At 70.1% G+C, this 25,996-nt stretch carries 16 protein-coding genes and 1 pseudogene; 4 read left to right on the plus strand and 13 right to left on the minus strand.

The features are described from left to right. The 4 genes from KCH_RS27360 to KCH_RS27375 form a co-directional block, all read right to left on the minus strand. A partial coding sequence (locus KCH_RS27360; protein ID WP_035862081.1) for an IS5 family transposase occupies positions 1-727 on the minus strand: 727 nt, incomplete at its 3' end. A 115-nt stretch (positions 728-842) separates the two neighbouring features. Beyond that, complete coding sequence (locus KCH_RS27365) at positions 843-1,988, minus strand: hypothetical protein (RefSeq protein ID WP_035867366.1); 1,146 nt, start codon at positions 1,986-1,988, stop codon at positions 843-845. A 100-nt stretch (positions 1,989-2,088) separates the two neighbouring features. After that, complete coding sequence (locus KCH_RS27370; protein WP_035867368.1) at positions 2,089-3,987, minus strand: hypothetical protein; 1,899 nt, start codon at positions 3,985-3,987, stop codon at positions 2,089-2,091. Beyond that, positions 3,987-7,442, minus strand: coding sequence for a helicase-related protein (locus KCH_RS27375; RefSeq protein ID WP_167574123.1), 3,456 nt, complete (start codon positions 7,440-7,442; stop codon positions 3,987-3,989). Before KCH_RS27375 ends, KCH_RS27370 begins: the two co-directional genes overlap by 1 nt. 1,844 nt (positions 7,443-9,286) lie before the next feature. On the opposite strand from KCH_RS27375, the gene KCH_RS27385 reads away from it, so the two are divergent. The 3 genes from KCH_RS27385 to KCH_RS27400 all read left to right on the plus strand — a co-directional run bounded on the left by KCH_RS27385 (position 9,287) and on the right by KCH_RS27400 (position 13,488). Beyond that, positions 9,287-9,550, plus strand: a complete 264-nt coding sequence (locus KCH_RS27385) for a hypothetical protein (RefSeq protein ID WP_035867375.1) — start codon at positions 9,287-9,289, stop codon at positions 9,548-9,550. A 703-nt stretch (positions 9,551-10,253) separates the two neighbouring features. After that, the gene (locus KCH_RS27390; protein WP_084223951.1) at positions 10,254-11,249 is read left to right on the plus strand and encodes a glycoside hydrolase family 11 protein; all 996 of its coding nucleotides are present in this window, start codon (positions 10,254-10,256) and stop codon (positions 11,247-11,249) included. 1,417 nt (positions 11,250-12,666) lie between these two features. Continuing rightward, positions 12,667-13,488 carry a ParB/Srx family N-terminal domain-containing protein gene (locus tag KCH_RS27400; protein WP_035867379.1) on the plus strand — a complete coding sequence of 274 codons (822 nt, stop codon included), beginning with the start codon at positions 12,667-12,669 and terminating at the stop codon, positions 13,486-13,488. 501 nt (positions 13,489-13,989) lie between these two features. Here KCH_RS27400 and KCH_RS40100 read toward each other — a convergent pair. From KCH_RS40100 to KCH_RS27420, 4 genes and pseudogenes are all read right to left on the minus strand, one after another. Further along, positions 13,990-15,084 (minus strand): annotated as a pseudogene (locus KCH_RS40100) (ROK family protein); the annotation flags it as partial. A gap of 12 nt (positions 15,085-15,096) precedes the next feature. Then, positions 15,097-16,380, minus strand: coding sequence for a sugar ABC transporter permease (locus tag KCH_RS27410; RefSeq protein WP_084223952.1), 1,284 nt, complete (start codon positions 16,378-16,380; stop codon positions 15,097-15,099). After that, positions 16,377-17,156, minus strand: a complete 780-nt coding sequence (locus tag KCH_RS27415) for an ATP-binding cassette domain-containing protein (RefSeq protein WP_035867385.1) — start codon at positions 17,154-17,156, stop codon at positions 16,377-16,379. Before KCH_RS27415 ends, KCH_RS27410 begins: the two co-directional genes overlap by 4 nt. Before the next feature lie 76 nt (positions 17,157-17,232). After that, positions 17,233-18,330: a sugar ABC transporter substrate-binding protein gene (locus tag KCH_RS27420; RefSeq protein ID WP_035867386.1), complete on the minus strand. Its 1,098-nt coding sequence runs from the start codon at positions 18,328-18,330 to the stop codon at positions 17,233-17,235. Between the two features lie 456 nt (positions 18,331-18,786). Here KCH_RS27420 and KCH_RS27430 point away from each other — a divergent pair, with 456 nt between their 5' ends. After that, a complete protein-coding gene (locus tag KCH_RS27430; protein WP_035867391.1) occupies positions 18,787-19,722 on the plus strand; it encodes a phosphorothioated DNA-binding restriction endonuclease in 936 nt (311 codons plus the stop codon). A gap of 410 nt (positions 19,723-20,132) precedes the next feature. Here KCH_RS27430 and KCH_RS27435 read toward each other — a convergent pair whose 3' ends face one another. From KCH_RS27435 to KCH_RS27455, 5 genes are all read right to left on the minus strand, one after another. Next, on the minus strand, positions 20,133-21,431 hold the full coding sequence (locus KCH_RS27435; RefSeq protein WP_051653497.1) for an MFS transporter: 1,299 nt from the start codon (positions 21,429-21,431) through the stop codon (positions 20,133-20,135). A gap of 214 nt (positions 21,432-21,645) precedes the next feature. Further along, the gene (locus tag KCH_RS27440; RefSeq protein ID WP_035867392.1) at positions 21,646-22,845 is read right to left on the minus strand and encodes a type III PLP-dependent enzyme; all 1,200 of its coding nucleotides are present in this window, start codon (positions 22,843-22,845) and stop codon (positions 21,646-21,648) included. A 172-nt stretch (positions 22,846-23,017) separates the two neighbouring features. Next, positions 23,018-23,977 (minus strand): alpha-ketoacid dehydrogenase subunit beta, encoded by a 960-nt coding sequence (locus KCH_RS27445; protein WP_035867395.1) that lies wholly within the window; start codon positions 23,975-23,977, stop codon positions 23,018-23,020. Beyond that, entirely contained in the window at positions 23,974-25,050 is a 1,077-nt protein-coding gene (locus tag KCH_RS27450) for a thiamine pyrophosphate-dependent dehydrogenase E1 component subunit alpha (RefSeq protein ID WP_244305454.1), read from the minus strand. Before KCH_RS27450 ends, KCH_RS27445 begins: the two co-directional genes overlap by 4 nt. Then, complete coding sequence (locus KCH_RS27455) at positions 25,047-25,961, minus strand: phytanoyl-CoA dioxygenase family protein (protein WP_035867397.1); 915 nt, start codon at positions 25,959-25,961, stop codon at positions 25,047-25,049. Before KCH_RS27455 ends, KCH_RS27450 begins: the two co-directional genes overlap by 4 nt. Positions 25,962-25,996 lie beyond the last annotated feature (35 nt).

Here is a 25,996-nt window from a genome sequence, read left to right on the forward strand (position 1 = left end):
CGAGGCGCCGGTGGAGCATGAGGGTGCCGTTGACCTGCTCGACCACCCACCGCTTCGGTTGCGGGACGAACCCCTTGCCCGCGTCGTCGGGGTTGCGCCGGACCACCTCGACGGTGATGTCCTTCACCGCCCCGTGGATGATCACGGCGTCCTTGAAGCCCTGGTCGACCAGGGCCTTCTCCAGACGCATCCCGCACCGTTCGGCCGCCTGGTCCAGCAGAGCGATGCCGGCCTCGTTGTCGTGTGCGCTCGCGGCCAGGACCACCACGCCGATGATCAGGCCCAGCACGTCGACGGCCAGTCCCCGCTTCCTTCCGGGCGTCCTCTTGTTTGCGTCCAGCCCCGTGGTCTCCTTCGGCACGCCGGCCGCCGCGCGGACGGACTGAGTGTCGATGATCACCAGGGACGGGTCCTCTAATCGGCGGGCCCGCTCACGCACCTGGCAGCGCAGGATCTCCTGGATCCGCTGGTCAAGGCCGTCCTGGCGCCACAGGGTGAAGTAGTAGAACACCGCCGACCAGGCAGGTAGGTCGTGCGGCAGGAGCCGCCACTGACAGCCCGTCCGGTTCTGGTACAGCAGGGCGTTCACGACCTCGCGCAGGTCACAGGAGCCCGGGTCTCCGGTCGCCGATCGCGACACCCGCTCCTTCTTCCAGGCGGTGACCAGCGGCTCGATCAAGGCCCATTGCCCGTCGGACAAGTCTGTTGAGTACGGCATCCGTTCCATGCCCCGACCCCATCATGCACACGACACGCGAGTCGGCTCGAAAGCCTCCGTACCCACGAACGGGCGACACCAGATCATCCAGAAACGGACTTAACGTCCTCTGAGTTCTCGACCTTCATGACCTCATGCAGGGAAAGTGCTTCGATCGGCCACTTGATCTCGAGGCACAGGCCGCGACGCCTGCCCGGGTCCACGACGACCACGTCCAGATCCCGTCGGTCCTGACCACCGGGACCCGTTCCGCGACCAAGGTGCCGGGCGTCGTGCGTAGCCAGGCAGCCCATGCTGCTGCGCGCTCGCCTTGTTCCCTACCTATGCGACCGAATCCCCCAGAGGCATGGGCGGCCGAGCGAAGCATGATCGGGTCCACAGCCCTAGGCGTCACGAGGGGCGGGCAGACGATGAGGACATCGCCGTGTCGGATCAGCGGGGAGGTCCTGCACGAGCGCCCGGTCCGGTAAGTGAGCCTTTCCACTACCAGAGCCCGGTGTGCCTTCGAGACGTTCGGGCACATCTCCGCGATGACGGCCATCAGCCGGGTGTAAGCCAGGTGGAAGAGCGTCGTCTCCAGCCGGGAGAGTCTGTGCGCTGTCTGCTCACACAGGGAGGCGATCCCCATGATCACAGCCAGGACGCTGATCATGTCGCCGGCGGTCATCCCTTCACCCAGGGGACAGGAGTCAGGCACCTGTCCTTCGGGCACCGACTGCCGGTATGCCTCGATCGTCGTGGAGGCACGCTGGACGGCAGCGCGCAGGACCTCTGGTGGCGGGGTGGTCCGAGAGTCGACAGGCCGAGTGGAGATCCATCGGCGCTCCATCTCGGAAAGCTCCGGTAGCCGTGTGGGACGAGCGTCGCGTTCGAGGAACATGTCGGCTACTTCGGCCGATGCGTTCCAGCGGTGGCGCATCCGGAAGTTTCCCCTGGTCATCCGTACCTGATAGGCCCCGCTCCGCACGCCGGTCTCCACCAAGTCCAGCCGTTGGACTGCCGCCGCGGCAATGACGATCTCGGCTGCGTCCTTCTCCGAGCACGTGCCCGTGCCGAAGGGATAGTCGTGGTGCCAGACGACGAGCTGGGCGAGGACGCTTTCCCACGGCAGGTCCGTCATCATTCCTGCGCTGATCTCCATCGCGCGGAGTTTCGTCGCCGTCCGGAGAAGGTCGTAGATCCGCTCCGGTCCGGAGTTCCAGCCACGCAGTGAGCGGACCTGGTCACGAGCGCTGGCTATGGTGTCCAGCAGGTCCAGTTCGGGTTTCACACAGGCTCCACTTGTGGACGATCGGTGTTCGACAGGCCCTGCGGCGTCTGGCGGGGCCGCTGGTGGGGAAGGCAGAGCGCGGGCCCTCCCCACCGGGCATTCACAGGGTGGGGTCCCAGTACCCGACTTTCGAGCCGTCCGGAGAACCGAAGAGGTGCCAGCGGGAGAGGTTCCGGTTCCAGGACTGACAGGCCGTCTCGGGGAGCTGGAGGCAACCGTGGTCCGCACCCTCGTTTGTGATCATGCAGTTGGGGTCGTACAGACAGGAGTCGTTGTCGACGGCCCGGCTAACGACCGCGTCGAGGTTCTGCTCAAGTACGGTCCGCATGGCACCGAGGCTGAACTCGCTTCCGCCGTTGGGATAGATGGCGAAGGCCAGGTCGTACGGGAACAGGTATTCGGACAGGCTGGTCTCGCTGTACCCACTGTCGACTGCCAGCGCCCGCAGGAGCTGATGTGACAGGGAGTGGAGCAGACCGAACAGCTCGTGGACGGGCAGGTCGGGATGCCCCGGTGCGGGGCGGGTCTCGTGTGAGAGGGCCTTGCCGTCGCTCGGACCGAGCTGGTGCACCAGCCACTGCCCGACGCCGCCGGCGTCGTCGAGGGTGCGTCGACTCACGAGCTCGTTGCGGACCAACCACCGGCTCACCCGTTCCCTGTCCACCGGGAAGAGCAGTGCCTCCGCCTGTGTGGGATGCGCGTAGAGCAGGGTTTTCTCAGGGGTGCCCCGTGAGGCGCGCCCCCGGTAGGGCACGAGATCCGCCTCCTCGGGGCTGAAACCCGTCCGGCTGTAGCCGATCGCGAGGTAGGTGATCGGGAGATCGCTCACCAGACAGGTGTCCCGGCCGAGGCCGGCAGCCGCAAGGACCTCGGGGTAGCGCTCGTACAGGGCACGGCGCTCGGCGTTGCGTGCCTCCCGCTGGAGGCGGGGGACGCCTAGGCGCTCCAGGTTGAGGACTCGACGGTAGGTGTGCAGCTCGGCTGCGAGCCCGCGGGCGTCGTCGCTCTCGGTGTCGAGTCCGAGAGCCTTGCCCACCCGCTCCTTCAGGTGATCCACCTCGACGGGCATGAAGCGCGCCCGCAGCGCACGCGCCTGGTCGTGCAGACCGGCCTCCTCCATCACACGGATGCTCTCGACGACCTCGTCGGGGACATCCACCGTGTGCCCGTCCGTGAGTCGCCGGAACTCCTCCTCGGTGATCTCACCGAGCCACCAGCCGAGCACGGAGGCCGTGTACAAGGGGTTGCTCTGACGGGTGGCCTCTTCGGTCGTCGTCACGTTCACGAGCGTCAGGCCTTGGCCGACATGCGCAGTCCCCGCCGTGTGGAGCAGGGGATGCATGAACTTGTCCGGGTAGCTGCACGAGGAGTTGCTGCAGCTCCACTGCACACCCAGCGGGAAGCCGCATGTCATGCACTCCCACCGGAAGTCACGGAACCGACTCGCACGGTCGTCCAGTCGGAACCGGGTGTGTCCCCTCGGGCACTTGCTCGGCGGGTACATCGGTGACATCTCGCCGCACCTGTGTGCGAACACGAACTGGAGCTGCCGGTTGCCGACGGCGTTGCCGCACGCGGGACAGGCCGGCGGCCAGTCATCCGTCCCCGGCCGGGGGTCACTGGCCGACCAGACGTGTCCGCACCTGCCGCTGGCGCAGCGCACCACCCGGGGCCAGATGCGGCAGAAGACCTTGCCGGGGACCACGACCTCGTAGTGGCGATCGGCGAGCCGGTCCTCGTCTCCGGGAAACTCGGGTGCCCGGTCGGAGCCGGCGGCGAACGCACGGCCGGCAGCCCGCCACCTGCGTACGAACCGCATGGCCTCCTGGACTAGGTGTTCGCGGTCGAGCGAGGGGCCGTCGAACTCCTCGTCCCGTCCGAACTGCACCACTTGGGCGGTGTAGCCACCACGGTGGTCGAAGGTCTGACCGGGGCGGTACCGGTAGAGGACCTGGCCCCGGTCGCGGGCCATGTCGTCGTTCCTCGGGTTGAACGCCATCACGACCTCCTGCCGTCGGACACGATGTGGAACGGGATGCCCTCGGACACATCCCGGAGACTCGTCATGGGCCGGTACTCGAGGCCCAGGTAGTCGCCCGTTGCGCGGTATCCGCGGTTGTTCCCACCGGAGAGGCCGGCAGAGGCTCCGGCGGAGCGGAGGCTGGCGAGTGCATGCTCCACCATGTCCTCGAGATCACTGTGGAGCTCCTGCCCCTCCGGGCGCTCCGACTGGAAGACCGTGTGAAGTGCCTCCAGCAGTTTGGTGAGCTGGACGCCTTCGAGTCCTCCGACAGAAGGATCACGGAGCGCGGCCTGCATCTTCGAGAGGTCGTGCAGGTGCCCTGGTGCGTTACCCGCTTGCCACCAGTCGCGGTTGGCGATCTGGAGGAGGTGGCCCATCAGTATCCCGGGGAGGGTCCTGCGCACGGCGAACCGGCTCCAGCGGTTGATGGCCACGGGCTCGACCATGCGGTCCAGGTACTCGTGGAACTTGCCGTGGTACCGGTAGTGCGACCGGTCCCGTTCCCTCACAGGGTTGAAGAGCATGAACACGAGGCCGTGGTACGCACGGCCTACCCGCGACGACGCCTGGATGTACTCGGCCATGGACCTGGGCATCCCGTTGAACAGCATGAGGTTCAACCGGTCCACGTCGACCCCGTGGCTGACCATGCTCGTCGCGACGACCATGCCCGTGCTGCCGTTGGTGCTGCCCAGGTCGTCCAGGACGCCCCGCACCTCGTCCAGGCGTGTCTCGCCCTTCAGCTCGGCTACGCGGAGATCCGGGAACCCCTCCCTGCGCAGGGCCTCGTTGACCTGGGTGTCCAGCGAGCGCCGGATACGCCCGAAGTCCACGAGGGTGGTCGCGTACGTGAGACTTGTGCGGTACAGGTCTACGACTGTGCGGAGCTCCTCCTCCGGCCAGGCTTCGAGAGCCGGGGGGAGATCACGACGCTGGTCGAGCTTCCAGAGAGCGCGGTGCGCGGACGTCAGGATTCTGACCAGCGTCATCTCCGCCGTACCCCGTGTCGGCATGACCCCGACGAAGCGACGCAGGGGAAGACTTCGGTCGAGACGCCAGTAGAAGCTCTCGTCGAGATTGGGCCCCGGAAGCGGTACCACCACCGACCGAAGGCCGAAGAGGTGCTCGCTCTGGCGGTCCTCGCCGCGGATGGTAGCGGTGGTCGCGACCACCTTCATCCGGACGCCGCGTCCGTCGGGGCGCTGCCTGGCTGTCAGTGTGCGCTGGACCTCCGCCAGAAGCCCCTCGTAGTGCCCCGAGAACGCGCCGAGTTCCTCGTTGACCATGTGGAGTTCATCGATGATCTCCAACGAGGGGGAGGGGTCGTAGAGGGGAGCCCCCAAGGCCTTGGGAGGCGACTTCGGATGCCCCGGGGCATGACGCTCGTGGCACTTGCCGCCCCGACCGAACCCGTGGGGGGTGCACCAGCAGTCGACGTCCCCGAAGAGCGCGCCGAACCGGTCCGACAGCCCGATGTTGGCGAGCTTGTCCAGAGTGCCGACCACGACGGTGGGGAGGTAGCGGTAGATCTCCGTGTCCACCACGACGATCGGGAGGACCTTGCCGCACCGTTCGTTGCCGCAGACGTGTTCCAGCCTGAGTCGCTGAGGGTCAGGCGGCGGGATCCGTACCGACCGTTCCCCGCAGTAGGGGCAGTCGTGCACGAGCCGGTACGCGTGCCGCTCCGCCTCGCTGGACCGAAGGCGGTCGAACGTATGGTCGGCCGTCAGTGAGTTGGGGGTGTTACCGCCGCCTGCGTAGAACCCGATGAAGAAGGGCCACCCAGGGTCGCCGCCGATCTTCCTGAACCTGTCGGCGTTCCGGTCCCGGACGGTGTCCGCGGCGGCGACGACGTCGAGCTGCCGCTGCGTCTGCTGCAGCGTCAGCAGCCTGAGAGGGAACCGGCACCAGGCCGAGACCCCGACCTTCTTCCCCCTGGCCCGGTCGTAGAACATGCACACCAGAACCAGTCCGAGGTACGCCTCGGTCTTGCCGCCTCCGGTCGGGTACCAGACGACGGTTGCGGCCTCGGTCGGGTCCACGCCCTGGTCATCACCCCAGAGTCCGGGGGAGAAGAGGTGCTGGGGGTGCTCCCGCCAGGCCAGGGCGCCGAGCTGGCTGACGATGGCCACGAGCTGGAACAGCCGCCATCCCCGGCTCGGCCGCTTCCGACGCTGGTTGAGCTCCATCATGGACTCGTTCGCGAGCTGGAACGCGAGCAGCAGGCGCTCGTCCCGTCGCAACCACGCGATGCCGTCTCGGAATCGCGAGACCTCAAGCGCGGCGGCCCGGCGGTCGGCCTCCTTCCGGTCGGCCAGCCCGGGCCTGTCCTGGAGGTCCGCTGTGCTCCAGGCCGGCGCGTCCAGGTACGCCTCCATCTCGTTGGCGAGATCGTCGAGGACCGGTAGCGGATCGGCGGCGAGTGTCGCGTAACCCCATCGCTCGTCGGTCCGGGCCACGGCGCGGTGGGTGTCATGCTGCGGAACGGGCACGCTGCGCACGGCGACGAGCTGGCCGTCGTGCCAGCGTGACTCGACACCGCAGTTGTTCGAGTACGCCCCGAGTTCCCCGGAGTAGCGGTAGGCGTCGGCACCGAGGTCCATGGTGATCGGCAGCAGGCGGTCGCCCTCGACCTCCAGGCATGCTCGGAACAAGGCGTTGTCCCTGGCCTCGTCGCGGCGCGTACGGCCAGCGTTGCTGCCCCGGCCTTGGACCGTCACGACAGGGTCTGTGGCGAGGTTCTGCAGTGTGGCGGTGACACGGAGTCGGCCTGAAGCCACCGGCCTCGACGTGACGACGACATGTGCGGCGGGGGACGGCACCACTGGGCTCCCGACCACCTCCTGAGCGAGCCACTGCTCGAAGGCCCTGTCGTCCACCATGGCGACGGGAGGGACCAGCCGCTCCCTGCGATCGTTGCCGACGCGGCGGTCGATCCTCGGGTCCCGAAGAGCCTGCTCGACGGCCTCCTCGAAGGCATGCCGGAACTCGTGCTCCATGGTCTGACGCAGTCCGGCCTCGTGCCCGAGAACGATCTCGACCGGTCCGACGGCCACTTCGAGCCGCTTGAACAACGGCGCCAAGCGGTAAGGTTCCTCGCGCTCACCAGCCCACTCCCGTTGCTGGGCTCGGGTCGGAAGGGCCGCGTAGTAGAACGACGCCCGTGCCTTGACCGTGATGGAACTGGCGTTTTCGGCCTCGAACTCAAACCCGAGGCTGTCCGGAGTGGTGCGCCCGTACCTCGGGGCGGCGCCGCCCGGCTCGACGGTGTGGGGGCCGAGGCTTTCCATGAAGTAGCGCGCGCTAGGAGGTTCGCCCAGGCAGACGCCGCCTTGGGCCTCCCCGGTCGCGTCACTGACCACCGCGTTAACGAGATGTTCGACGAGTGCTGTCTGCTGGGCCACAGTCGGCTCGTACGGGGGAGAGGTCACAGCGTCCTCCCGCGGGCCCGAGCGTATGCCGACGGCAGCGGGGAAGGACTGCGGGACGACGTGTTGCAACAGGTGCGGTCGCTTGCGAAAGAGCGACGCTGGAACCGATGCGGCTCCGAAGCGCGTGCCGGGGAAGGGGCGCATGCCCAGCCGGCCCGCAGGACAAGGGTGTCCACGGGAACTCCAAGGTCCGTGAGTCAGAAGCCGCCATGGCACGACGCCATAGCCGGACATCCTCTGCTTCTTCGAACCTGAGCAGCATGGGCTCAGGTGGTGCGAAGTCGCAAGCCGCTAACCCAAGTTGACCAAATCTGTCTCGAACAATTCGATCTCTTGCCTGAATCGATCACGCGCGCCGATGAAGTCCTGCTCGGCGTGGTCGGCAGCCCCGTCCTCTTCCACCGTGAACGGGGCTGCCGACCTCTGCTGCGGGAGCAGGCTACGAATAGTCCCGCCCTCGCCTGACCGGTTCGGTCTCCCGGTGAGCCTGCTCTGCTCGGCGGGCTGTCAGGCACCTTGAGACCGTCGCCACCTCTACCGCTTGGCGGCCTGCCCAGGAGCCCACCTGGCGAGCAGCGCCTCCACCGGCAGCCCGGTGACAGGCGCCGGTTCCGCACCGATATTGAGCGCACGATTTTCGCGCTGGTCGCCAATCAGGCCATCGCTCCCGCCTCCAAGCTCGCCGCCGCCGACTGGGCCATCCATGGCCAGGTGATCCCCGGTCTGGACGCGCTCACCGAGCAGCACGCCACCGGGCCATGGGCCTGCTCATCGGGGCCAACACCCAAGGCGCCGTGCAGGAAGCGGTGTTCTTCGCCGCTGCCCACATGGGCGGGTTGGAAGAAGCGATTCGGGGACGTCCCGGGGACCACGCGGCGATCGCCACCGCCTCCGAGACGCCTTTCGGTGAACGAACAGCGCGGGCTGTCTACCGTCTGACGTGCAGCGATGGCCATCGCCGGGCGACTCGGGGTCAAGGGGGCGCAGGTTCAAATCCTGTCGTCCCGACCAGCGTTTTCGCAGGTCGGAGGCCGTTTCCACCGAATGGTGGGGGCGGCCTCTTTCCGTTGGTGGTCGTTGGGTGGTCGTAACTCTGGCCGTCGGTGTCTCCGGGCATCGGATGTCGTTCTATGTCGCTCGTCCGTATTGGGGTTGGGAGCCGGCGTCGACAGCTTGGTGGGCGGTTCGTGACGTGAGGTGGGCGTAGAGGGACACGATCGTGAGGCCGACGCCATCGCTGAGGGCGAGGGTGGCGCAGGTGGTGGAAGCTGCTGCGGGAGACGTCGGCCTGGCGGGCGAGGTTGGAAGTGGTTGAGGACGTACTCAGGGCGGAGCGGGCGACCGTCGGCATGGTGGAAGACGAGCGTGGCACCGGCCGGCCTGCGTGTGGGCCTCCCGATGCCTTGCTGTGCGGTGCGGCGTCGAGCAAGGGGCTTGTGGAGTAGGGGTGAGATGGGAGCGGGAGGAGAAGCGGGCGGCCATACTGCCCCTCGCCCCCGCGGCTCGCCGGCGTTGACCTGGCGACGTTCGGCCACCTGATTGCCGAGGAGGTGGACGACGATGGGTTCATCATCGCCTGCGAGACCGCGGAACTCGCCGCCGGCGCGCTCGTGGTCGATCGACATCCTGATCGACGAGCTCTTTCAGGACGTCAAGGCGGCTCGGCAAAGGCCCGAGCGTCGCGCAGTGCGACGCCGTGTTCTTCCAACTCGACGGACTGCGGGAGCAGTTCGTTCACCTGTGCACGCCGCTGTTTGCCCGCAAGCTCATGGTTGCTGCTGTGGAGCTGACGGGTCGCCTGTGTCGGCCCGACTCTCGGCAGCTCGACAGTCTCCGTCGAGGAAATGCTGCTCCGGCTCTATGAACGGGCCGAAGCGATCCTTGACCTCCCCGGACTGCTTGACGACGTCGAGGAAATGCTGGCGTCCTTCCGGGAGAACGTGTTCGAGGACTCGGACCACGAACTGCTCTACGACCCCGCCGTGGACGACGTCTGGGAGGGTCCTCCGGCGGTGCACCCTGGCATCGCCCCCTCCGGGGTCGGCGAATGGTTCGTGCCGCTGCCGCGGGTCATCCCGCCTACCCCTACCTTGCAGCAGCCGGCGTAGGGCCTGGGTCCGGAGAGGATCGGTCAATGGGAGACCAGTCGTGGCCTTGGGGCAAGGTCGTCAGTGCGACGCTGGAATCGGCGGACCGCGGAACCACCTTGGTCTGCCTGGCAAGGTGCAGACGCCCAGGTCCGCGATGGCCCTGCTCGTTGTCGGTGCGGGCGTCATCTGTCCCGGCTCCACCACAAGGTGCGGCCCGAGTTGTGGCGGATCTTCGCGGCAGGCGGGGGATCCCCATCTGCTGGGCCGTCGTGGAGGTCTCTGGGACGTTCGCCGTCAAAGCCGACCGTGGTCGGAAGCCCTTCGCTTCTCGCCTGCAGCGGTGCATCTTCGAAACTTTCGGTGATCTTCCGCTGAGAAGGCACCCGCGAACCTTTCATTTCGGCGGGAAGGGACGGTGCCTTGGGTGCCGCCGCCGCCTTTGAGCTCCTGACCTGTGTGTATCTGTGCGTCACCGGGCGGTGCGACATTCGAACGTATCGATATTCCGAACGAAAGCGTTGACACTCCGTCAGGGCCCGCTCGACACTGGCGCCGTCGACACGGCCGACCGGCCCGGAGTCGGGCCCGTGTGTGGGCCCCGGTCGGTGTCAACCATGTTGACGGTACGTCGGTCACGTGCCGTGCTGCGCGACGTCCCCGCCTCTGCGAGGCTCGTCGGCGTCCGCAGCGCCGCACCCCACCCCACCCACCGGCAGAACGGATGATCTCCGTGAACTTCCCTCACCCCCACAGTGGTTCGGTCAGCCGCCTGCGGCGACTGCTCGGCAGGACGCGCGTCCTGGCCGTGGCCTTCGCCGCTGTCCTGCTCCTCCCGGGCACCGCCGATGCGGCGACCATCACGACGAACCAGACCGGCAGCGACGGCGGATACTTCTACTCGTTCTGGACCGAGGGCAGCGGCGCGGCCTCGATGTCCCTGAACGGCGGCGGCAACTACAGCACCTCGTGGACCAACGCCGGCAACTTCGTCGCGGGCAAGGGCTGGAGCACCGGCTCGCGCAACCCGGTGACCTACTCCGGATCGTGGAGCACCAGCGGCAACGCCTACCTGTCGCTGTACGGCTGGACCACCAACCCGCTGGTCGAGTACTACGTCGTCGAGAACTACGGCTCGTACAAGCCCACCGGCACCTACAAGGGCACCGTCACCAGCGACGGCGGCACCTACGACATCTACGAGACGACGCGCGTCAACGCCCCCTCCATCGAGGGCACCAAGACCTTCAACCAGTACTGGAGCGTCCGCCAGAGCAAGCGGACCGGCGGCACCATCACGGTCGGGAACCACTTCGACGCGTGGGCCAGCCACGGCATGAACCTCGGCACCATGAACTACGAGATCCTGGCCACCGAGGGCTACCAGAGCAGCGGCAGCTCCAACCTCACGCTCGGCTCCTCCGGCGGTGGCGGTGGCGGTGGCGGCACCGGTGGCAGCTGCACGGCGACGCTCTCCGCGGGCACCTCGTGGAGCGACCGCTACAACCTGAACGTCTCGGTCACCGGTTCGAACAACTGGAAGGTGACCGTGAAGGTCCCCTCCCCGGAGAAGGTCAGCTCGACCTGGAACATCAACGCCAGTTACCCCGACGCCCAGACCCTCGTCGCCACCCCCAACGGCGCGGGCAACAGTTGGGGCATGACCATCATGACCAACGGCAGCACCACCTGGCCGACGGTCTCCTGCGCGGCGAGCTGACGTCCCCACAGCTCATCGACCGGACAGTGCGCGTGACGGCCGCCGGGCCGTCACGCGCCACCGCATGTCAGTTCGGCGGTGCCGAAGGGGTCCTGTTGGAGGAGACGGTCGGCCGCCGCGACCTGGACGGGGGAGGCTTCCTTCCGGCTGAGGAGCACGGCCAGCTGGGCTCGGCAGGTGAGGTCGCCGAGTTCGGCGCTTTTTGCTGCCGCGAGTTCGAGGGCGGCCTCGGCAAGGACGGCCTTTTTCGGCGATTCGGCGCTGAGACCGTGGAGGGCACGTCCGACGCAGGAGCAGCTTGCCGGGCCCAGGCCGGACGGTGGCGCTGCCGCGAAGGCCGGCTGACGTGTCGGCTTCTACGGCCCGGCCTGCCGAGTGACCCGCAGCCATCGACGGGCGGTGAGTTTTCGGGCCTGCAGGCAGCCCTCATCTGCGGTCAGGTTTGGGCGAATGGACGGGAGTAGGGGCCGGTGCCCGGCGTAGGCCGGATGTCGGGGTGGCCTTGCCCGGGTCCGAGTCCCGGCAGCATCTCTGCGACTGCTTCGCTCGAGGTGCGACGGGGCGGTGCTTCTGGACGGCGTGTCGGAAGGAGTCGGCCGGTGGGTGCCGGTGGTGCCGTCCGTGAGGATTCCCCCGGTGCCGCTCGGCAGCGGCTGGTGGGACGCAGGGGCCAGCCGTGCAACGCTCCTTCGAGTACCTGCCAGTAGGACTGCGTACCGGTGGTGGAGGTGATGAGCCCCTCGACCGTGTCGTCGGTACAGGCGTGTCCGAGGTCGCAGGTGGTGACGATTTACGGCGAGGTACGGTCCTCGCGTCGTGCCCCTGACCGGCGACGGGAGGTGGGAAGCAACGGTAGGACGAGTGCTGGCAGCGTCGGAGAGCGCCCGAACGCGGATCGACCTGGACCCCCACCTGCACGCCCACTGAGACAGCAGCTGCGACGGCCCGCTCTCCGCCCTGTTCCGTTCCCGGGTGGACGGCTCCGGCGGCCCCGTCCAAGGCGTCCTTGAATGCGGGTTGGCGCCGTCGACGTCCGGCCCGGCGATGAGAACGACCGGGCCGAGCAGCACCTGTCTCTGCGCCCGGACGTCGACGGCTGGGAACCCGAAGGGTCATTGATCCCTCGCCGGCCGCAACGGAAGAGCTGGAACAGCTGCGTCCGGGGGATCCGTACCTGCGGCCAAGGTGACGACTGAACCGCGAATGCTCCGATGCCGAACGGCTTGGACGGCCCGAACGCCTTCGGCGGTCCGGTCCACGTGTGACGGTGTGCACCCCGCTGCGGGCGGGAGAACGGTGTCGGTGTGCAACTGAGTTGATTGATCATCAGATCTGATGATTTGATGCGCCTGCGCCGCCATCCCCAGGCCCTCAGGCCGCCTCCCCCAGTGCGGCGCGGAAGCGAGGTACGCCACCTATGGCGAAGAAGTACCGCTACGAGCTGCCGGAGCACCCTGTTGACTACGGGGTGAAGGTCGCTGCGGCTGACCTCAAGATCGAACAGGAAGCTCAGCGTACGCTCAACCTGGCCCGTGCTCGGGCAATTGCCGCCGAGATCAAGCCGCATGCGCTCGGGTCGATCATCGTTTCCCAGCGGTCGAACGGCGATCTGTACATCATCGACGGGCAGCACCGTCGTGAAGCGTGCCGCATCGCGGGCATCGACACGCTCGTGGCAGAGGTCCATCGCGGCTTGACGATCCAAGAAGAAGCCACTCTGTTCCTCATCAAGAACAGGGAAGCATCGAAGACCAACGCTCACGACGAGTACCGGATTGGCCTCACGGCCGGCCTGCCGCTGTTCGTCGACACTGAGAACGTGCTTGTTTCGCACGGTCTCAAGATAGGCAGCACCTCGTCCAACCAGATCGGTGCCGTTCAGGGAATCCTGGCGATCACCGACAAGTACGGTCCTGATGTGCTGGACGACGTTCTCACCGTTGCCGAAGCGGCCTACGGTCGCACCGCAGAGGCATGGGATGGGATCGTCGTCGGCGGACTGGGCGAGTTTCTCGGCCGGCACCGTGACGTCATCAGCGGCGATGCCGACCTTGATGAGCTCGCTCGCAAGTTGGCGAAGCGCTCTTCGGCGGCGCGACTCATCGGAGATGCGCGCAGCCAGGCAACGGGCTACGGCTCGAAGTCGGACGGCACTGGATCCCGGAAGATGGCTGCGTACCGGCTCGTCATCGAGGCGTGGAACAGCGGACGTCGCAAGAACAGGATCGGTGCCAACTAGCCACCTGGGAGTGGCGGCGGCCCCAGGATCACACGGTGTGCGAGGAACTCGACAACTGCAGTCGACTGTGCCCGTGTGGTGAACTTGGTGGGCCCTGACCTGCGGAAGCGACTCGCGCCAGGACCGGGGGCAAGGGGCCGCAGGGGCAGATTCTGTCAGCCAGACAGCGATGTCGATGGTGAGAGCCGGCACTTGGGAAGCCAGGTGCCGGCTCTCTGACGTCCGGTCAACTGGCGGTCGCATGACGGTCGTCGGGGCTGCGGGTGACGACAGATCATCCGATCTGGTCGCGCGGCGCGTTGGTACTTGCACATGCTTCCGAAGAGTCGGTCTCGGCGTTGGATCTCGAGGTGCTCCGGGTCTGCGGGGCCGGTCAGGGGTGGGGGGTGGGGGCGTGGTGCGGGTGAGGGTTTCGAGGGGGCGGGTGAGGATGTCGGAGAAGGCCAGTTCGGCGGCGCCGATCAGGATGGTGTCGTCGCCGAGTTCGCTGACCCGCAGGCGCAGGTTCTCCCGCAGGGCGGCCAGGGCGTTGGTGTTGATGCGGCTGCGGACTTGCGCGGCGGAGCCGAGGAAGACGTCCCGGAGGGTGCCGCCGAGGACGACCAGGTCGGGGTCGAAGAGGTTGACGACGTTGGCGATGCCGATGCCCAGCCAGTCGCCGACGCGGTGCAGGGCTGCGCGGGCGGTGACGTCGCCGAGGTCGGCGGCGGTGACCACCGACCGGACGGCGTCGGTCCCGGTGGTGCGGACGTCGCGGCCGGCCGCCTCCAGCAGGGCGCGTTCACCGGCCTCGGCCTCCAGGCAGCCGCGGGCGCCGCAGCCGCACGGCCGGCCCTGGAACGGATTGACGGTCATGTGGCCGACCTCGCCGGCGTATCCGCGCTCGCCGCGCAGGAGTTCGCCGCCGCTGATCACGCCCGCGCCGATCCCGACCTCGCCGTGGAGGTAGACCAGGTTCTGGCTGCCGCGGCCGATCCCGCGGCGGTGCTCGGCGAGCGCGCCGAGGTTGGCCTCGTTCGCGATCAGCACCGGGACGTCCAGGCGGAGCCGGTCGGCGAACGCGCCGGTGAAGTCGAGGTCCCTCCAGCCCATGTTGGGGGTGAGCCCGATCAGCCCGTCGGGGTGGCGGACGATGCCGCGCACCGCCACGGCGACGCCGACGCAGGACCCGCCGGCCGGTGCGTCCGCCAGCATCTGTTCCGCGAACTCGGCCAGGACGGCGGCGACTTGGGCCGGATCGGCCGGGTGCCCGTCGGGCCACGGGCACTCGCGCCGGCCCAGGAACACGCCGCCGAGCCCGATCAGGGCCGCCGCCAGCCGTTCCACCCCCAGGTCCACCGCGAGGACGTGCACGCGGGTGGACTCCGGTTTGACGACCAGTGAGGGCCGGCCGGCGCGACGGGTCTCCTGCGGCAGTTCCTCGCGGACCAGGCCCGCGGCCGTCAGCTCGCCGACCAGGCCCAGGATGGTGCTGCGGTTGAGGCCCAACTCGGCGGCCAGCACGGCACGCGAGGTCGGCCCCTGGAAGTGCACGTGGCGCAGCAGCGCACCCAGGTTGTGCTGGCGGACCTCTTCCTGGGAAGGACCGGCTTTCATCGCGGGCGGCTCTCATCGTCGGGCGGTGCGGCGGCGGGACATGGCGTCCACACCGGCGGCCACCAGCAGGACCGAGCCCGTGACAGCGTACTTGACGCCCGAGCTGTATCCCATCAGTCCCATCCCGTTCTGGATCACCGCGACGACCAGGCCGCCCAGCACCGCGTCCACCACCCGGCCCCGGCCGCCGAACAGGCTGGTGCCGCCGATGACGGCACTGCCGACGGCGAGCAGCAGGACGTTGCTGCCACCGGTGTTGGGGTCCACCGAGTTGCCCCGGGAGGCGGCGACGATGCCGCCGACGGCGGCGAGGCAGGAGCAGATGACGAAGGCCGCGATCCGGATGAACGCCACGTTGATGCCGGCCCGGCGGGCGGCCTCCGGGCTGCCGCCCACGGCGTAGACGTGCAGGCCGAAGCGGGTCCGCTGGAGGGCGAAGGTGCCGAGCAGCAGCAGGGCCCCGATCACCGGCACCACGATCGGCACGCCCTTCAGCGAGCCGACCAGCACGTTGCGGCTGCGCTCCTGGTTGAGCAGGTACACGGCCGCGCCGCCGAGCACCACCACGGCGCCGATCCGGATCGCCAGCAGGGCTGCCGGGGTTCCGGCCAGGCCCCGGCCGCGGCGGTCGCGGCTGCGGCGCAACTGCAGGGCGGCGTACCCGGCGGCGCAGCCGGCCAGCAGCAGCCAGCCCAGCACCGGGCTGAGGTTGTCGTTCGCGATCGCCAGGACGGTCGGGTCCTTGACGGAGATGTTGGTGCCTTCCTTCAGCAGCATCAGCACGACGCCCTGGAAGCCGAGGAACGCGGCGAGCGTCACCACGAAGGACGGGATGCCGACTTTGGCGACGAGTGTGCCGAGCAGCAGCCCGATGGCCGCGCCGGTCAGTACGGCGGCGGCCACCGCCGCGTACCAGGGCCAGCCGTGGTCGGTCAGCAGGATCGCCAGCACCGCGGCGCAGACCCCGCTGGCGTAGCCGGCCGACAGGTCGATCTCGCCGAGGAGGAGGACGAAGACCAGTCCCATCGCGATGGCGATGCTGCCGGCGCTCTGGGTGAGCAGGTTGGCGAAGTTCAGGTTGGACAGGAAGACCGGGCGCAGCAGGGAGAAGAACACGCACAGCACGACCAGGCCTGCGACGGCGGGCAGGGCGCCGAGCTCGCCGGCGCGCACCTGCTCCAGGTAGCCGCGGCCGACCGCGTCCAGGCCGGTGGCCGCGGGCCGGTCCGGCGAGGGGGCGGCGGGCAGGTCCGGTCCCTCGGGCTTCTCCGACGTCTCGGGGGCGGGGGCGGTCATGCGGCGGCTCCGTGGGGGTTGGTCTGCGGGCCCAGGTCGCCGCTGCGGCCCGAGGTGATCAGTTCGACGACCTGAGCGTGCGTCACGTCGGTGGCCTTGACCTGGGCGGCCATCCGGCCGAGGTACAGTGCGGCGATTCGGTCGGAGACCGCGAAGACGTCGTTCATGTTGTGCGAGATGAGGACGACGGCCAGGCCGTTGTCGGCCAGTCGGCGCACCAGTTCGAGGACCTGCGCGGTCTGGGCGACGCCCAGGGCCGCGGTCGGCTCGTCGAGGACCACCAGCTTGCTGTTCCACAGCACCGCCTTGGCGATGGCGACGGTCTGGCGCTGGCCGCCGGAGAGGCTGGAGACCTTCTGGCGAAGGGACTTGACCGTGCGGACCGAGAGGCTCCGGAGCGTCGCGGCGGCCATCTCCTCCATCGTGGAGTCGTCGAGCACCAGGCCGCGGAGCTTCTCCCGCCCGAGGAACATGTTCTGCACGATGTCGAGGTTGTCGCAGAGCGCGAGGTCCTGGTAGACGATCTCCACCCCGAGCGCGGCGGCTTCGCGCGGGCTGTGCACCTGCACCGGGCGGCCCTCGAAGAGGTAGCTCCCGGCGTCGATGGGGTGGATTCCGCCGATGCACTTGACCAGCGTCGACTTGCCGGCGCCGTTGTCGCCGACGAGTGCCGTCACCTGCCCCGCGTAGGCGCTGAGCGCGACGTCGTGCAGGACCTGGACGGGACCGAAGCTCTTGTCGATCCCGCGCAGTTCGAGGATTGGTGTTTCTGCCATGGGTGGGGCTCCTGGGGATGGGCGGGGCGGGCCCCGGCCGGGCGGCGGCCGGGGCCCACGGGTACGGCCTGGCGCGCTAGTTGATCCCGTTCTTCGTGCACAGGGCCGCGTAGTCGCCGGTGCACAGTTCCGCCTTGGTGACGAAGCCGTCGGCGACGACCTTCTGCACGGTGTCCTTGAAGATCGCCTCGGGGGCCAGCAGCACCGACGGGACGTCCCGGTTGCCGGTCGGGTCGTGGACGGTGGCGGTGGTCTGGCTCTTCTTGCCGGCCGCCAGCTCGACGGCGAGGGCGGACGCCGCGTCGGCCTCCTTCTTCACGGCCTTGTAGACCGTCATGCACTGGTCGCCCGCCAGGATGCTCTGCAGCCCCTGCACCGTGGCGTCCTGACCGGTGATCGGCACCTGCCCGTTGCGGTGGTTCTTGCGCAGCACGGCGACGGCCGCGTTGGCCAGGCCGTCGTTGGCCGCGAGGACGCCGCCGATGTCCGGCCGGCTGGTGTACATCTGCTCGAAGATGGTCTGCGCCTGGGCGTTGTCCCAGTCCGGCACCGACTGGTTGGGGCCCTTGGTGTACTCCCCGGAGGCGAACTTCGGGTCCAGCACGCCGTTGTAGCCGTTGGCGAACAGGGTGGCGTTGTTGTCGGTGGGGGAGCCGTTGAGCTCGGCGACGACGGGGTTCTTGGCGCCCATGTCGGTCAGGCACTTCGTCAGGCCCTCGCCCTGCAGCTTGCCGACCTGGGTGTTGTCGAAGCTGACGTAGTACTGGGCGGAGCCGCCGAGGGTGAGCCGGTCGTAGTCGATGGTGGCCACGCCCTGCGCCTTGGCCTTGTCGAGCACGGCCTTGCCGGTGCCGCTGTCCAGGTTGACGATGACCAGCACGTTCACGCCGCTGGTGATCATCTGGTCGGCGATGGTCTGGAACGCCTGCTTGTCGCCCTCGGCGTTCTGGATGTCGTAGTCCACTCCGGCCGCCTTGAAGGCCGCCGCGAGGTACGGCCGGTCCGCGGTCTCCCAGCGGACGGACGACTTGCTGTCCGGCAGGATCACGCCGATCTTCGGCTTCTTGGCACCCGAGGAGCCGGTGCCGCCGGAGTCCGCCGAGGAGCAGGCGGTGACGGTGGAGAGCAGGGCCGCCGACACGGCGGCGGTGGCGAACAGGAGCCCCTTGCGCATGGGCAGGGTCCTTTCGGGGCGTGTCCGACCTGCGCCGGACGTGCATGGGTGGGGGAGGGTGGGGGCGCGGACACGTAGCGGGAACCAGCCGACCGCTGTCGCGCGCCTATTTGTTGCCTGCGACAACATACGGGTTGGGGTGGGGCCCGCCAAGACCCTGAGCCGACGCGCGCGGGTAACGATCGCGTCACCGGAGCCGGGCGGCGCGGCGGGGGCGGGGCGGTGTGCGGGGGTGTGACGGATCGGCGGTCGGGCGGTCGGGCGGCCCGGTGGGCATGCGCAGCGCCGTCGGGTGTTCGAGGCAGACCGGACGGTGTCCGGCGGGAGGTGGCCGCGGTGAGCGCAGGAGCTGTTCGGCGCGCAGGGCCGGGCCCGGACACAGCGGCCTTGGACGGCATCGTGTGTCGGGCTCTCCGTCGCGGTGGCGTCGAAGCTGTCGGAATACGCTGTGCCGCTATGGACTGGCTGGAGCGGGTGGCGAAGCTGAGACGGTGGACGAGCAACGACGTTCGGGCGCCGCACAAACCACTGCTGCTGCTGTACGCGCTGGGCAGCTACCAGCGTGACACCGATGCTGAACTGCGGTACAGCACGGTCGAGGAGGAGCTGAAGCGACTGCTCGACGAGTACGGACCGTCCCATCCCACCACCCCCGCGTACCCCTTCCACCATCTGGTCAGCGACGGCGTCTGGGAGGTCAGGACCGACCGGGGGCCCGGGAGTCCGGGGAGCGGCGTGCGGGTACTGCGCTCCAGCGGCGCCACCGGGCGGCTCGCGCCCGAGCTGCGGGCGGCGCTGCGGAAGGACCCGGCGCTGCTGGGCCGGCTGGCGCGGGTGCTGCTGGACTTCCACTTCCCGCCGTCGTTGCACACCGAGCTGTGCGAGGCCGTCGGACTCGACCTGGACCTGGCCGACACCGAGGGCCTGGCCGGGGGCGTCCCGGGCGGGGCGAGGGAGCGGGCGGCACGGCGGCAGCGAGACCGGCGGATGCGCGAACTCGTGCTGACGGCCTACGAGTTCCAGTGCGCGTTCTGCGGCTACGACGGGATGCTGGGCGCGAGTACGGTCGGCCTGGAAGCAGCCCATGTGCGGTGGTGGTCCTACGACGGGCCGGACGAGGTCGACAACGGCCTGTGCCTGTGCTCACTCCATCACAAGCTCTTCGACAAGGGCGTCCTGGGGCTGGGGGAGGGGCACCGCGTTCTTGTCTCCCGGCGCTTCGTCGGCCGCAGCGAGGCCAGCAGGCAGCACGTGCTGGCCCTGAGCGGTCGGCCGGTGATCGGCCCGCAGCCCGGGACCTTCCCGGTCGCGGACCGGCACAGAGCGTGGCATGCGGAACAAGTCTTCCGCGGCGAGCCGCGAGAATTCCCGAACCTGCTGTCCACCGTCTGACCGCGGCCGTCCGACCGCCGTTCGGTCGGCATCGACCGCAGGCGCGGCCGACGGGCGGACGTCAGCCGCGGCGGAGGTGCCCAGCTCCCTTGCCCGTGGTGGAGACGTTGCCGTGTTCGTCCGCCTCCAGCCGGGACGCCGAGGCGAGTTCCGGGGCTTGGGTCAGCGCCCGCTGGACGTACTCCGGGCGAGGAGCCCGGTGGGCGGGAGTGGGCCGGACGTGCGGTGGTGGGGGCGGGGGCGTTCACTGGGCCAACTGCGGGGCCTGGCGCGGCGCGTGATTCTCGGCGCTGCGGAGAGTGCGGGTGTGCGGTGCCGACTGTTCCGCGACCGTGCCGGGCAACTTCGTCGTGCCGAAGCCGGAGTGACGTGCAGTCAGAGGGCTTGCTCCGGTGGCCCGGTGGGACGGCTCAGGCGTCGAGTTCCCGGGAGCGTGCGGCCCATCGGACCACGAACGGGATGGCGAGGCCGGCGGCGACGAAGAGGGTGCCCATGGCCAGCCAGCCCGGGGCGCCCCAGGTCAGGCAGAGCAGGCCGAGCAGGGCGGGGGCGACGGTGTAGCAGAGGCCCATGCCGATGCCGAACATGCCGGAGTACTGTCCCTGGGCGTGTGCGGGGGCCAGGCGGAAGCGCAGTTCGAGCGAGCCGGCCGCGTGCCAGAGCGAACCGAGGGTGTGGACGGCGACGCCGGCCAGCATGATCGCGGCGGCGGCCCAGCCGGGCAGGCCCGGGGCCAGGGCGATGACGCCCATGCCGATCAGGAACGCCAGCCCGGCACGTTGCGTGGCCCGGCCGGCGAGGCGGCCGCCCTTGATCCCGCGGCTGGTGCGGATCTGGAGGAGGACCACCAGCACGGTGTTGACGGCGAGTGCGACGCCGGTGAACCAGCGCGGCGCCTCGGTGTGCAGGACCACCCAGAGCGGCAGCGCGTACGTCACCACCTCGCCCTGGATCCACAGGATGCCGTCCAGCACGACGAACGCCATGTACGGCCTGTCCTTCAGCGCGAGCCACCGGTCCGACCCGGTCGAGGCCGGGAGCGGCTCCAGCCGGGGCAGTCGGAGCAGGACGGCCGCGCAGCCGAGGAACGTCAGGGCGTTGGCGACGATGAGCGCCCGGTAGGCGGCGGAGGAGTCGAGCTGGATCACCACGCCGGCGGCCAGCGCGCCGAAGGTGCTGGCCAGGAAGGCGACCGAGCGCAGGTAGGAGCGGAACTTCGGCACCTCGTCACCGCCGAACCGGCGGATCATCGGACCGCGGGCCGCACCCCCCGAGGCGCCGGCCAGGTCGGTCACCGCCACCGCCGCCATGAACGCCACGAACGAGTGGGCGAACAGCAGCGACACCATGGCCGCGGTCTGGATCAGCAGGGTGGCCAGGAAGACGCCGTTCGGGCCGCGACGGTCGGCGAGGTGCCCGACGGGCGGCCCGGCGAGCAGGCCGACCACTCCGGCGACCCCGAGGCCGAGACCGACCTGCCCGACGGACAGGCCGATCACCCGCATCGCGTACAGCGGCGCCGTCGCGAGGAAGGCCGCGGTGCCGAGTTGGTTGACGAAGCCGCCGAGAGCCAGCCGGCGCTGCGGCCCGGACTCGAGGAGCAGCCCCCGCCGCACTAACCAGGACCGACGGTCCGGTGGGGCGGCCTCCTGGCGGTCGGGGGACAGGGTGCTGTTCGGGTTCACCTGGTTCTCCTGGCGGTCGATCACGACTGGGACGGGACGGGGTGCCAGGGGGCGCCGTGTTCCAAGTGCCCGCAGCCGGGGTGCGGTTCACCGACCCGCGGTCGAGGCACCGGCCGCAGTCACGCTCCGCCGGCACGGCCTCGTCCCTGCCCCCCGTGGCCCTCACGAACGATAGGTCATCGCGGTGCGCCTTCGGCCCGGGCGGGTGCGGTGCGGGGAGGTGAGGGTGTGCTGCCGGTCAGGTCGAGGGGTCGGGGTCGGGCCGGAGGACGGTGTGGGGGAGGGGGGTGAAGCCGTTGAAGCCCTGGGTGAGGTAGCTGACGGCGTAGGCGCCGGTGGAGAGGATCCAGACCGGGTCGCCGGAGGCGAGGGTGCGGGGGACGGGGGTGCGGCCGGTGGTGCGGGTGTGGGGGAAGGTGTCGTCGCTGTCGCAGGTGGGGCCGGCGACGACGGCGGGGACGGGGTCGGGGGCGGGGTCGGGGTGGGTGGGGAAGACCAGGCGGTACTGGAGCTGGTCCATCTCGTAGAGGCCGTTGAACTTTCCGCAGCTCAGGTAGAGCCAGTGCTCGTGCTCGCCGTCGAGCTGCTGACGGCTGGTCAGGCGGTAGACGTGGGCGCGGACGGCGCCGTGGTCGGCGACCAGGTGGCGGCCGGGTTCGAGGACGAAGTCCAGTGCGCCGCCGTGGAGCCGGCGGAGCTCGTCGACGCCCTGGCGGACGGTGTGGAAGATCTCGTCGAGGGGCGGGTCGAGGGCGGCGCCGTGGCGGTCGAGGTAGCCGAGGGCGGGGAGGCCGCCGCCGAGGTTGAGGTGGTCGAGTTCGATGCCGTGGCGCCGGAGGTCGAGCAGGACCTCGCCGAGCAGGTCGAAGGCCGCGCTCCAGGCCTTGGACGTCAGTTGCTGGGAGCCGACGTGCACGGAGAGGCCGGCCGGGGTCAGGCCGGCGTCGCGGGCGGCGGTCAGGACGCGGACGGCGTCGGCCGGGGAGCAGCCGAACTTGCGGCTGAGGCCCCAGAGGGCGCCCTCGCCGTCGGTGGCGAGGCGGCAGAACACCCGTGAGCGCGGGGCGTGCCGGGCGATGGCGGTGACGTCCGGGAGGCTGTCGGTGGCGAAGGTGCGGATGCCCAGGCGGTAGGCCTCGGCGATGCCCCGGTCGGACTTGACGGTGTTGCCGTAGTGCACGCGGTCGGCGGGCACCCCGGTGCGCAGCGCCTGGGCGATCTCCTGCGGGCCGGCGGCGTCGAACCCGGCTCCGAGGGAGGCCAGTTCGGCGAGCACCTCGTCGACCGGGCAGGCCTTCATGGCGAACCGGACGGCGACGCCCGGCAGTTCGTCCAGCAGGGCGGTGCAGCGGCGGGCGATGCCGGCCAGGTCGTAGAAGATCCGGTCGTCGGTGGACGCCGTCAGGGCGGAACGCAGCGCGGGGCTGAGGGAGTTCAACGGGCCGGGTCCTTGTCGTGCCGGGACGGGAGGTCGGGCGGGTGCTCGCCGAGCGGGGCCGGGAAGGTCTCGTCGTCCGTGGTGGAGTACGGGCGGGCGGTGCCGGGACGGTCCGTCGGCAGGCGGTCGCTGCCGGGGAGACGTCGGGCGGGCGTCGGGCAGGCGTCGGGCTCTACTTCATGACGGCGCGTACGGCGTCGCGGAGTTGGTGGCGCCCGGGTTGCAGGGCGCGGTCGAGCGGGAGGGCGAACGGGAGGACGGTGCCGTCGGGGCGGGTGACCCGGCGGGGCGGGGCGAGCAGGCGCATCTCCTCGGCGGCGGTGGCGAGGATCTCGGCGGCGATGCCGCAGCTCCGGTTCGAGTCGTCGACGACGACGAGGCGGCCGGTGCGTTCGAGGGAGGCGGCCAGGGCGGGCCAGTCGAAGGGGTGGAGGGTGCGCGGGTCGAGGACCTCGACGGAGATCTCCGGGGCGAGCTCCTCGGCGACGGCCAGGGCCTCGTGGACCAGGTGGCCGACCGCGACCACGGTGACGTCGGCGCCCGCGCGGTGGATCCGGGCCGTGCCGAGCGGGATGGGCGCCAGCTCCCAGGTGACGGTCTCGCGGACCGGCAGCGCGGCGGCGGGGGCGAACACGACCACCGGGTCGGGGTCGGCGATCGCCGAGCGGAGCAGTCCGTAGGCGTCGGTGGGGGTGGCGGGGACGACGGTCTTCACCCCGGCGTGCGCGAACAGGCTGTACGGGTGGTCGGAGTGCTGGCCGGCCCAGCCGTCGCGGGAGCCGGAGCCCGGCACCAGGCAGGTGAGCGGGACGGCGGCCTGACCGCCCGTCATCAGCGAGAACTTGTGCGCCTGGTTGACGAGTTGCTCGAAGACCAGGAAGAGCAGCGAGGGGATCTGGAACTCGATCACCGGCCGTCGCCCGGTCAGTGCGGCGCCGATGGCCATCGAGGTGAAGGCCTGTTCGGAGAGCGGGGTGTCGACGATCCGGCCGGGCCCGAAGCGGTCGAGCAGGTTCAGGGTGGGGCCGGCCAGGCCGGCGCCGATGTCCTCGCCGAAGACGCAGACCGCCGGGTCCTCGGCGAGGGCGTCGGCGAGGGCCCGGTTGAGCGCCTTGGTGTAGGAGAGCCTCATGCCCGCGCCCCCGTCCCCGCCGCCGACTCCGTCACTCCCACCGGTCCCGCTGCGCCTGCCGCGGCCGACACGCCCGCTGCGCCTGCCGTGCCCGCCGCGCCCGCCCTCGGGCGCAGCCCGTCGGCGTACAGGTGGTCCAACGCCCCTTCCGGCGAGGGGTGTTCGGAGGCGAGGGCGAACTCCCGTGCGGCGGCGAGCTGTTCGGTGACCGAGGCGTCCAACTGCGCGGCGAGGCCGGGCGGCAGGAGGGCAGCGGCGCGGGGCAGCGGGTCGTGGCCGCGCCAGTCGGTGATCTCCTCCGGGGTGCGGTAGCGCAGTTTCATCAGCCGTTCCATGGTGTGGTGCCCCTCGAAGCGGTAGGTGCGGCATTCGAGGAAGCCGGGTCCTTCGCCGGCGGCGGCCCGGGCGACGGCCTCGGCGGTGGCCGCGCGGACGGCCTCGGTGTCCATGCCGTCCACCTCGGCGGCCGGGATGCCGAAGGCGGCGGCCCGGCCGGTGGCGCTGCCGGCCACCGCGGTGGCGGCCGGCAGGGTGGTGGCGTAGCCGTTGTTCTCGCAGACGAACAGCACCGGCAGTCGCCACATCGCGGCCAGGTTGAGGGACTCCAGCAGGACGCCCTGGTTGAGTGCGCCGTCGCCGAAGAAGGCGACGGCGACCCGGTCCTCGCCGGCCTGCCGCGCGGACCAGGCGGCGCCGACGGCGATCGCGCCGCCCGCGCCGACCATGCCGTTGGCGCCGAGGATGCCGAGCGAGAAGTCCGCGGCGTGCATGGAGCCGCCCCGGCCGCGGTTCAACCCGCCGGTGCGGCCGAGGAGTTCGGCCAGCAGCCGGTCGGGGGCGGCGCCCTTGGCGAGGACGTGGCCGTGGCCGCGGTGGGTGGAGGTGATCCGGTCCTGCGGGCGCAGCGCCGAGCAGACGCCGACGGCCACCGCCTCCTGGCCGATGTACGGGTGGATGCCGCCGGTGATCGCCCCGGACCTCACCAGGCCGAGGGCGAGTTCCTCGAAGCCGCGGATCAGCCGCAGCATCCGGTAGCGCCCGGCGGGGGTGCCGAGGTCGGGCAGCCCGGTCACCGGGCTCCCCGCCAGATCACCGGGCAGATCTCGGGGTCGGCGTAGTCGGGGCGGCCGTCGGCGGTGCGGCGGACCAGCACGTCGTGGTTGTAGGAGGCGGGGGTGCCGTCCGGGCGGGCGGCGTGGCGGTACTGGTTGGCGCCGTCCTGGAGGTGCAGCGAGATCGCCCGGCGCGGGAAGTCGGCCAGGTTGGCGCCGCTGCCGTGGTAGGTGCGGCAGTGGTGGAAGCTGACGTGCCCGCGCGGGATGACGACCGGGACCTTGCGGACCTCCGCGCCGTTGTGGGCGGCGTTGGCGGCGAGGATCGACTCCAGTTCGGAGCGGTCGCGCTGGGCGAAGTGCCGGGTGGCGTCCTCCGCGGAGGGCAGTTCCTCCCAGCGGTTGCTGCCGTCGACCATGGTGATGGTGCCGTTCTCCACCCCGCAGTCGTGGAACGGGATGAAGGCGGTCAGCATCTCCTCCGAGGTCGAGGTGTGCCAGTAGTGCTTGTCGAAGTGCCACGGCACCTGGTTGGAGGGCTCCTCGGGCACCGGCGGCTTGAGGATGAGGGTGGACTGGAAGATCCGGATCTCCTCGGCCCCGGCGAGCACGGCGGCGACGGCGCCGATCAGCGGCTTGCGCAGGATCGCGGCGATCGCGTCGCTCTCGTAGTGCACGTAGTCGTTGTGCCGCTGGACCGGACCGTGCGCGGGCTGCCAGGCGGCGAGGTTCGGCGGCCGGACGGCGAGGGTGCGGTCGCGCCGGCCCTCGTAGTAGTCGTCGGTGGCGGCCTGGAGGGCGTCGATCTCCCGGTCGGTGAACAGCTGCCGGGACAGGTACCAGCCGTGCTCGCGGTACTCGGCGACCTCCTCGGGGGTGGGCAGCAGGGCGGTCTCGGCCGGGGTCAGGACGAACGCGGGGGCGGTGGTCACGGGGTGTGCCTCCTCGGAGGACGGGTGCGGGGCGG

It is taken from the genome of Kitasatospora cheerisanensis KCTC 2395, assembly GCF_000696185.1.
GTDB classification, from domain to species: Bacteria; Actinomycetota; Actinomycetes; order Streptomycetales; family Streptomycetaceae; genus Kitasatospora; species Kitasatospora cheerisanensis.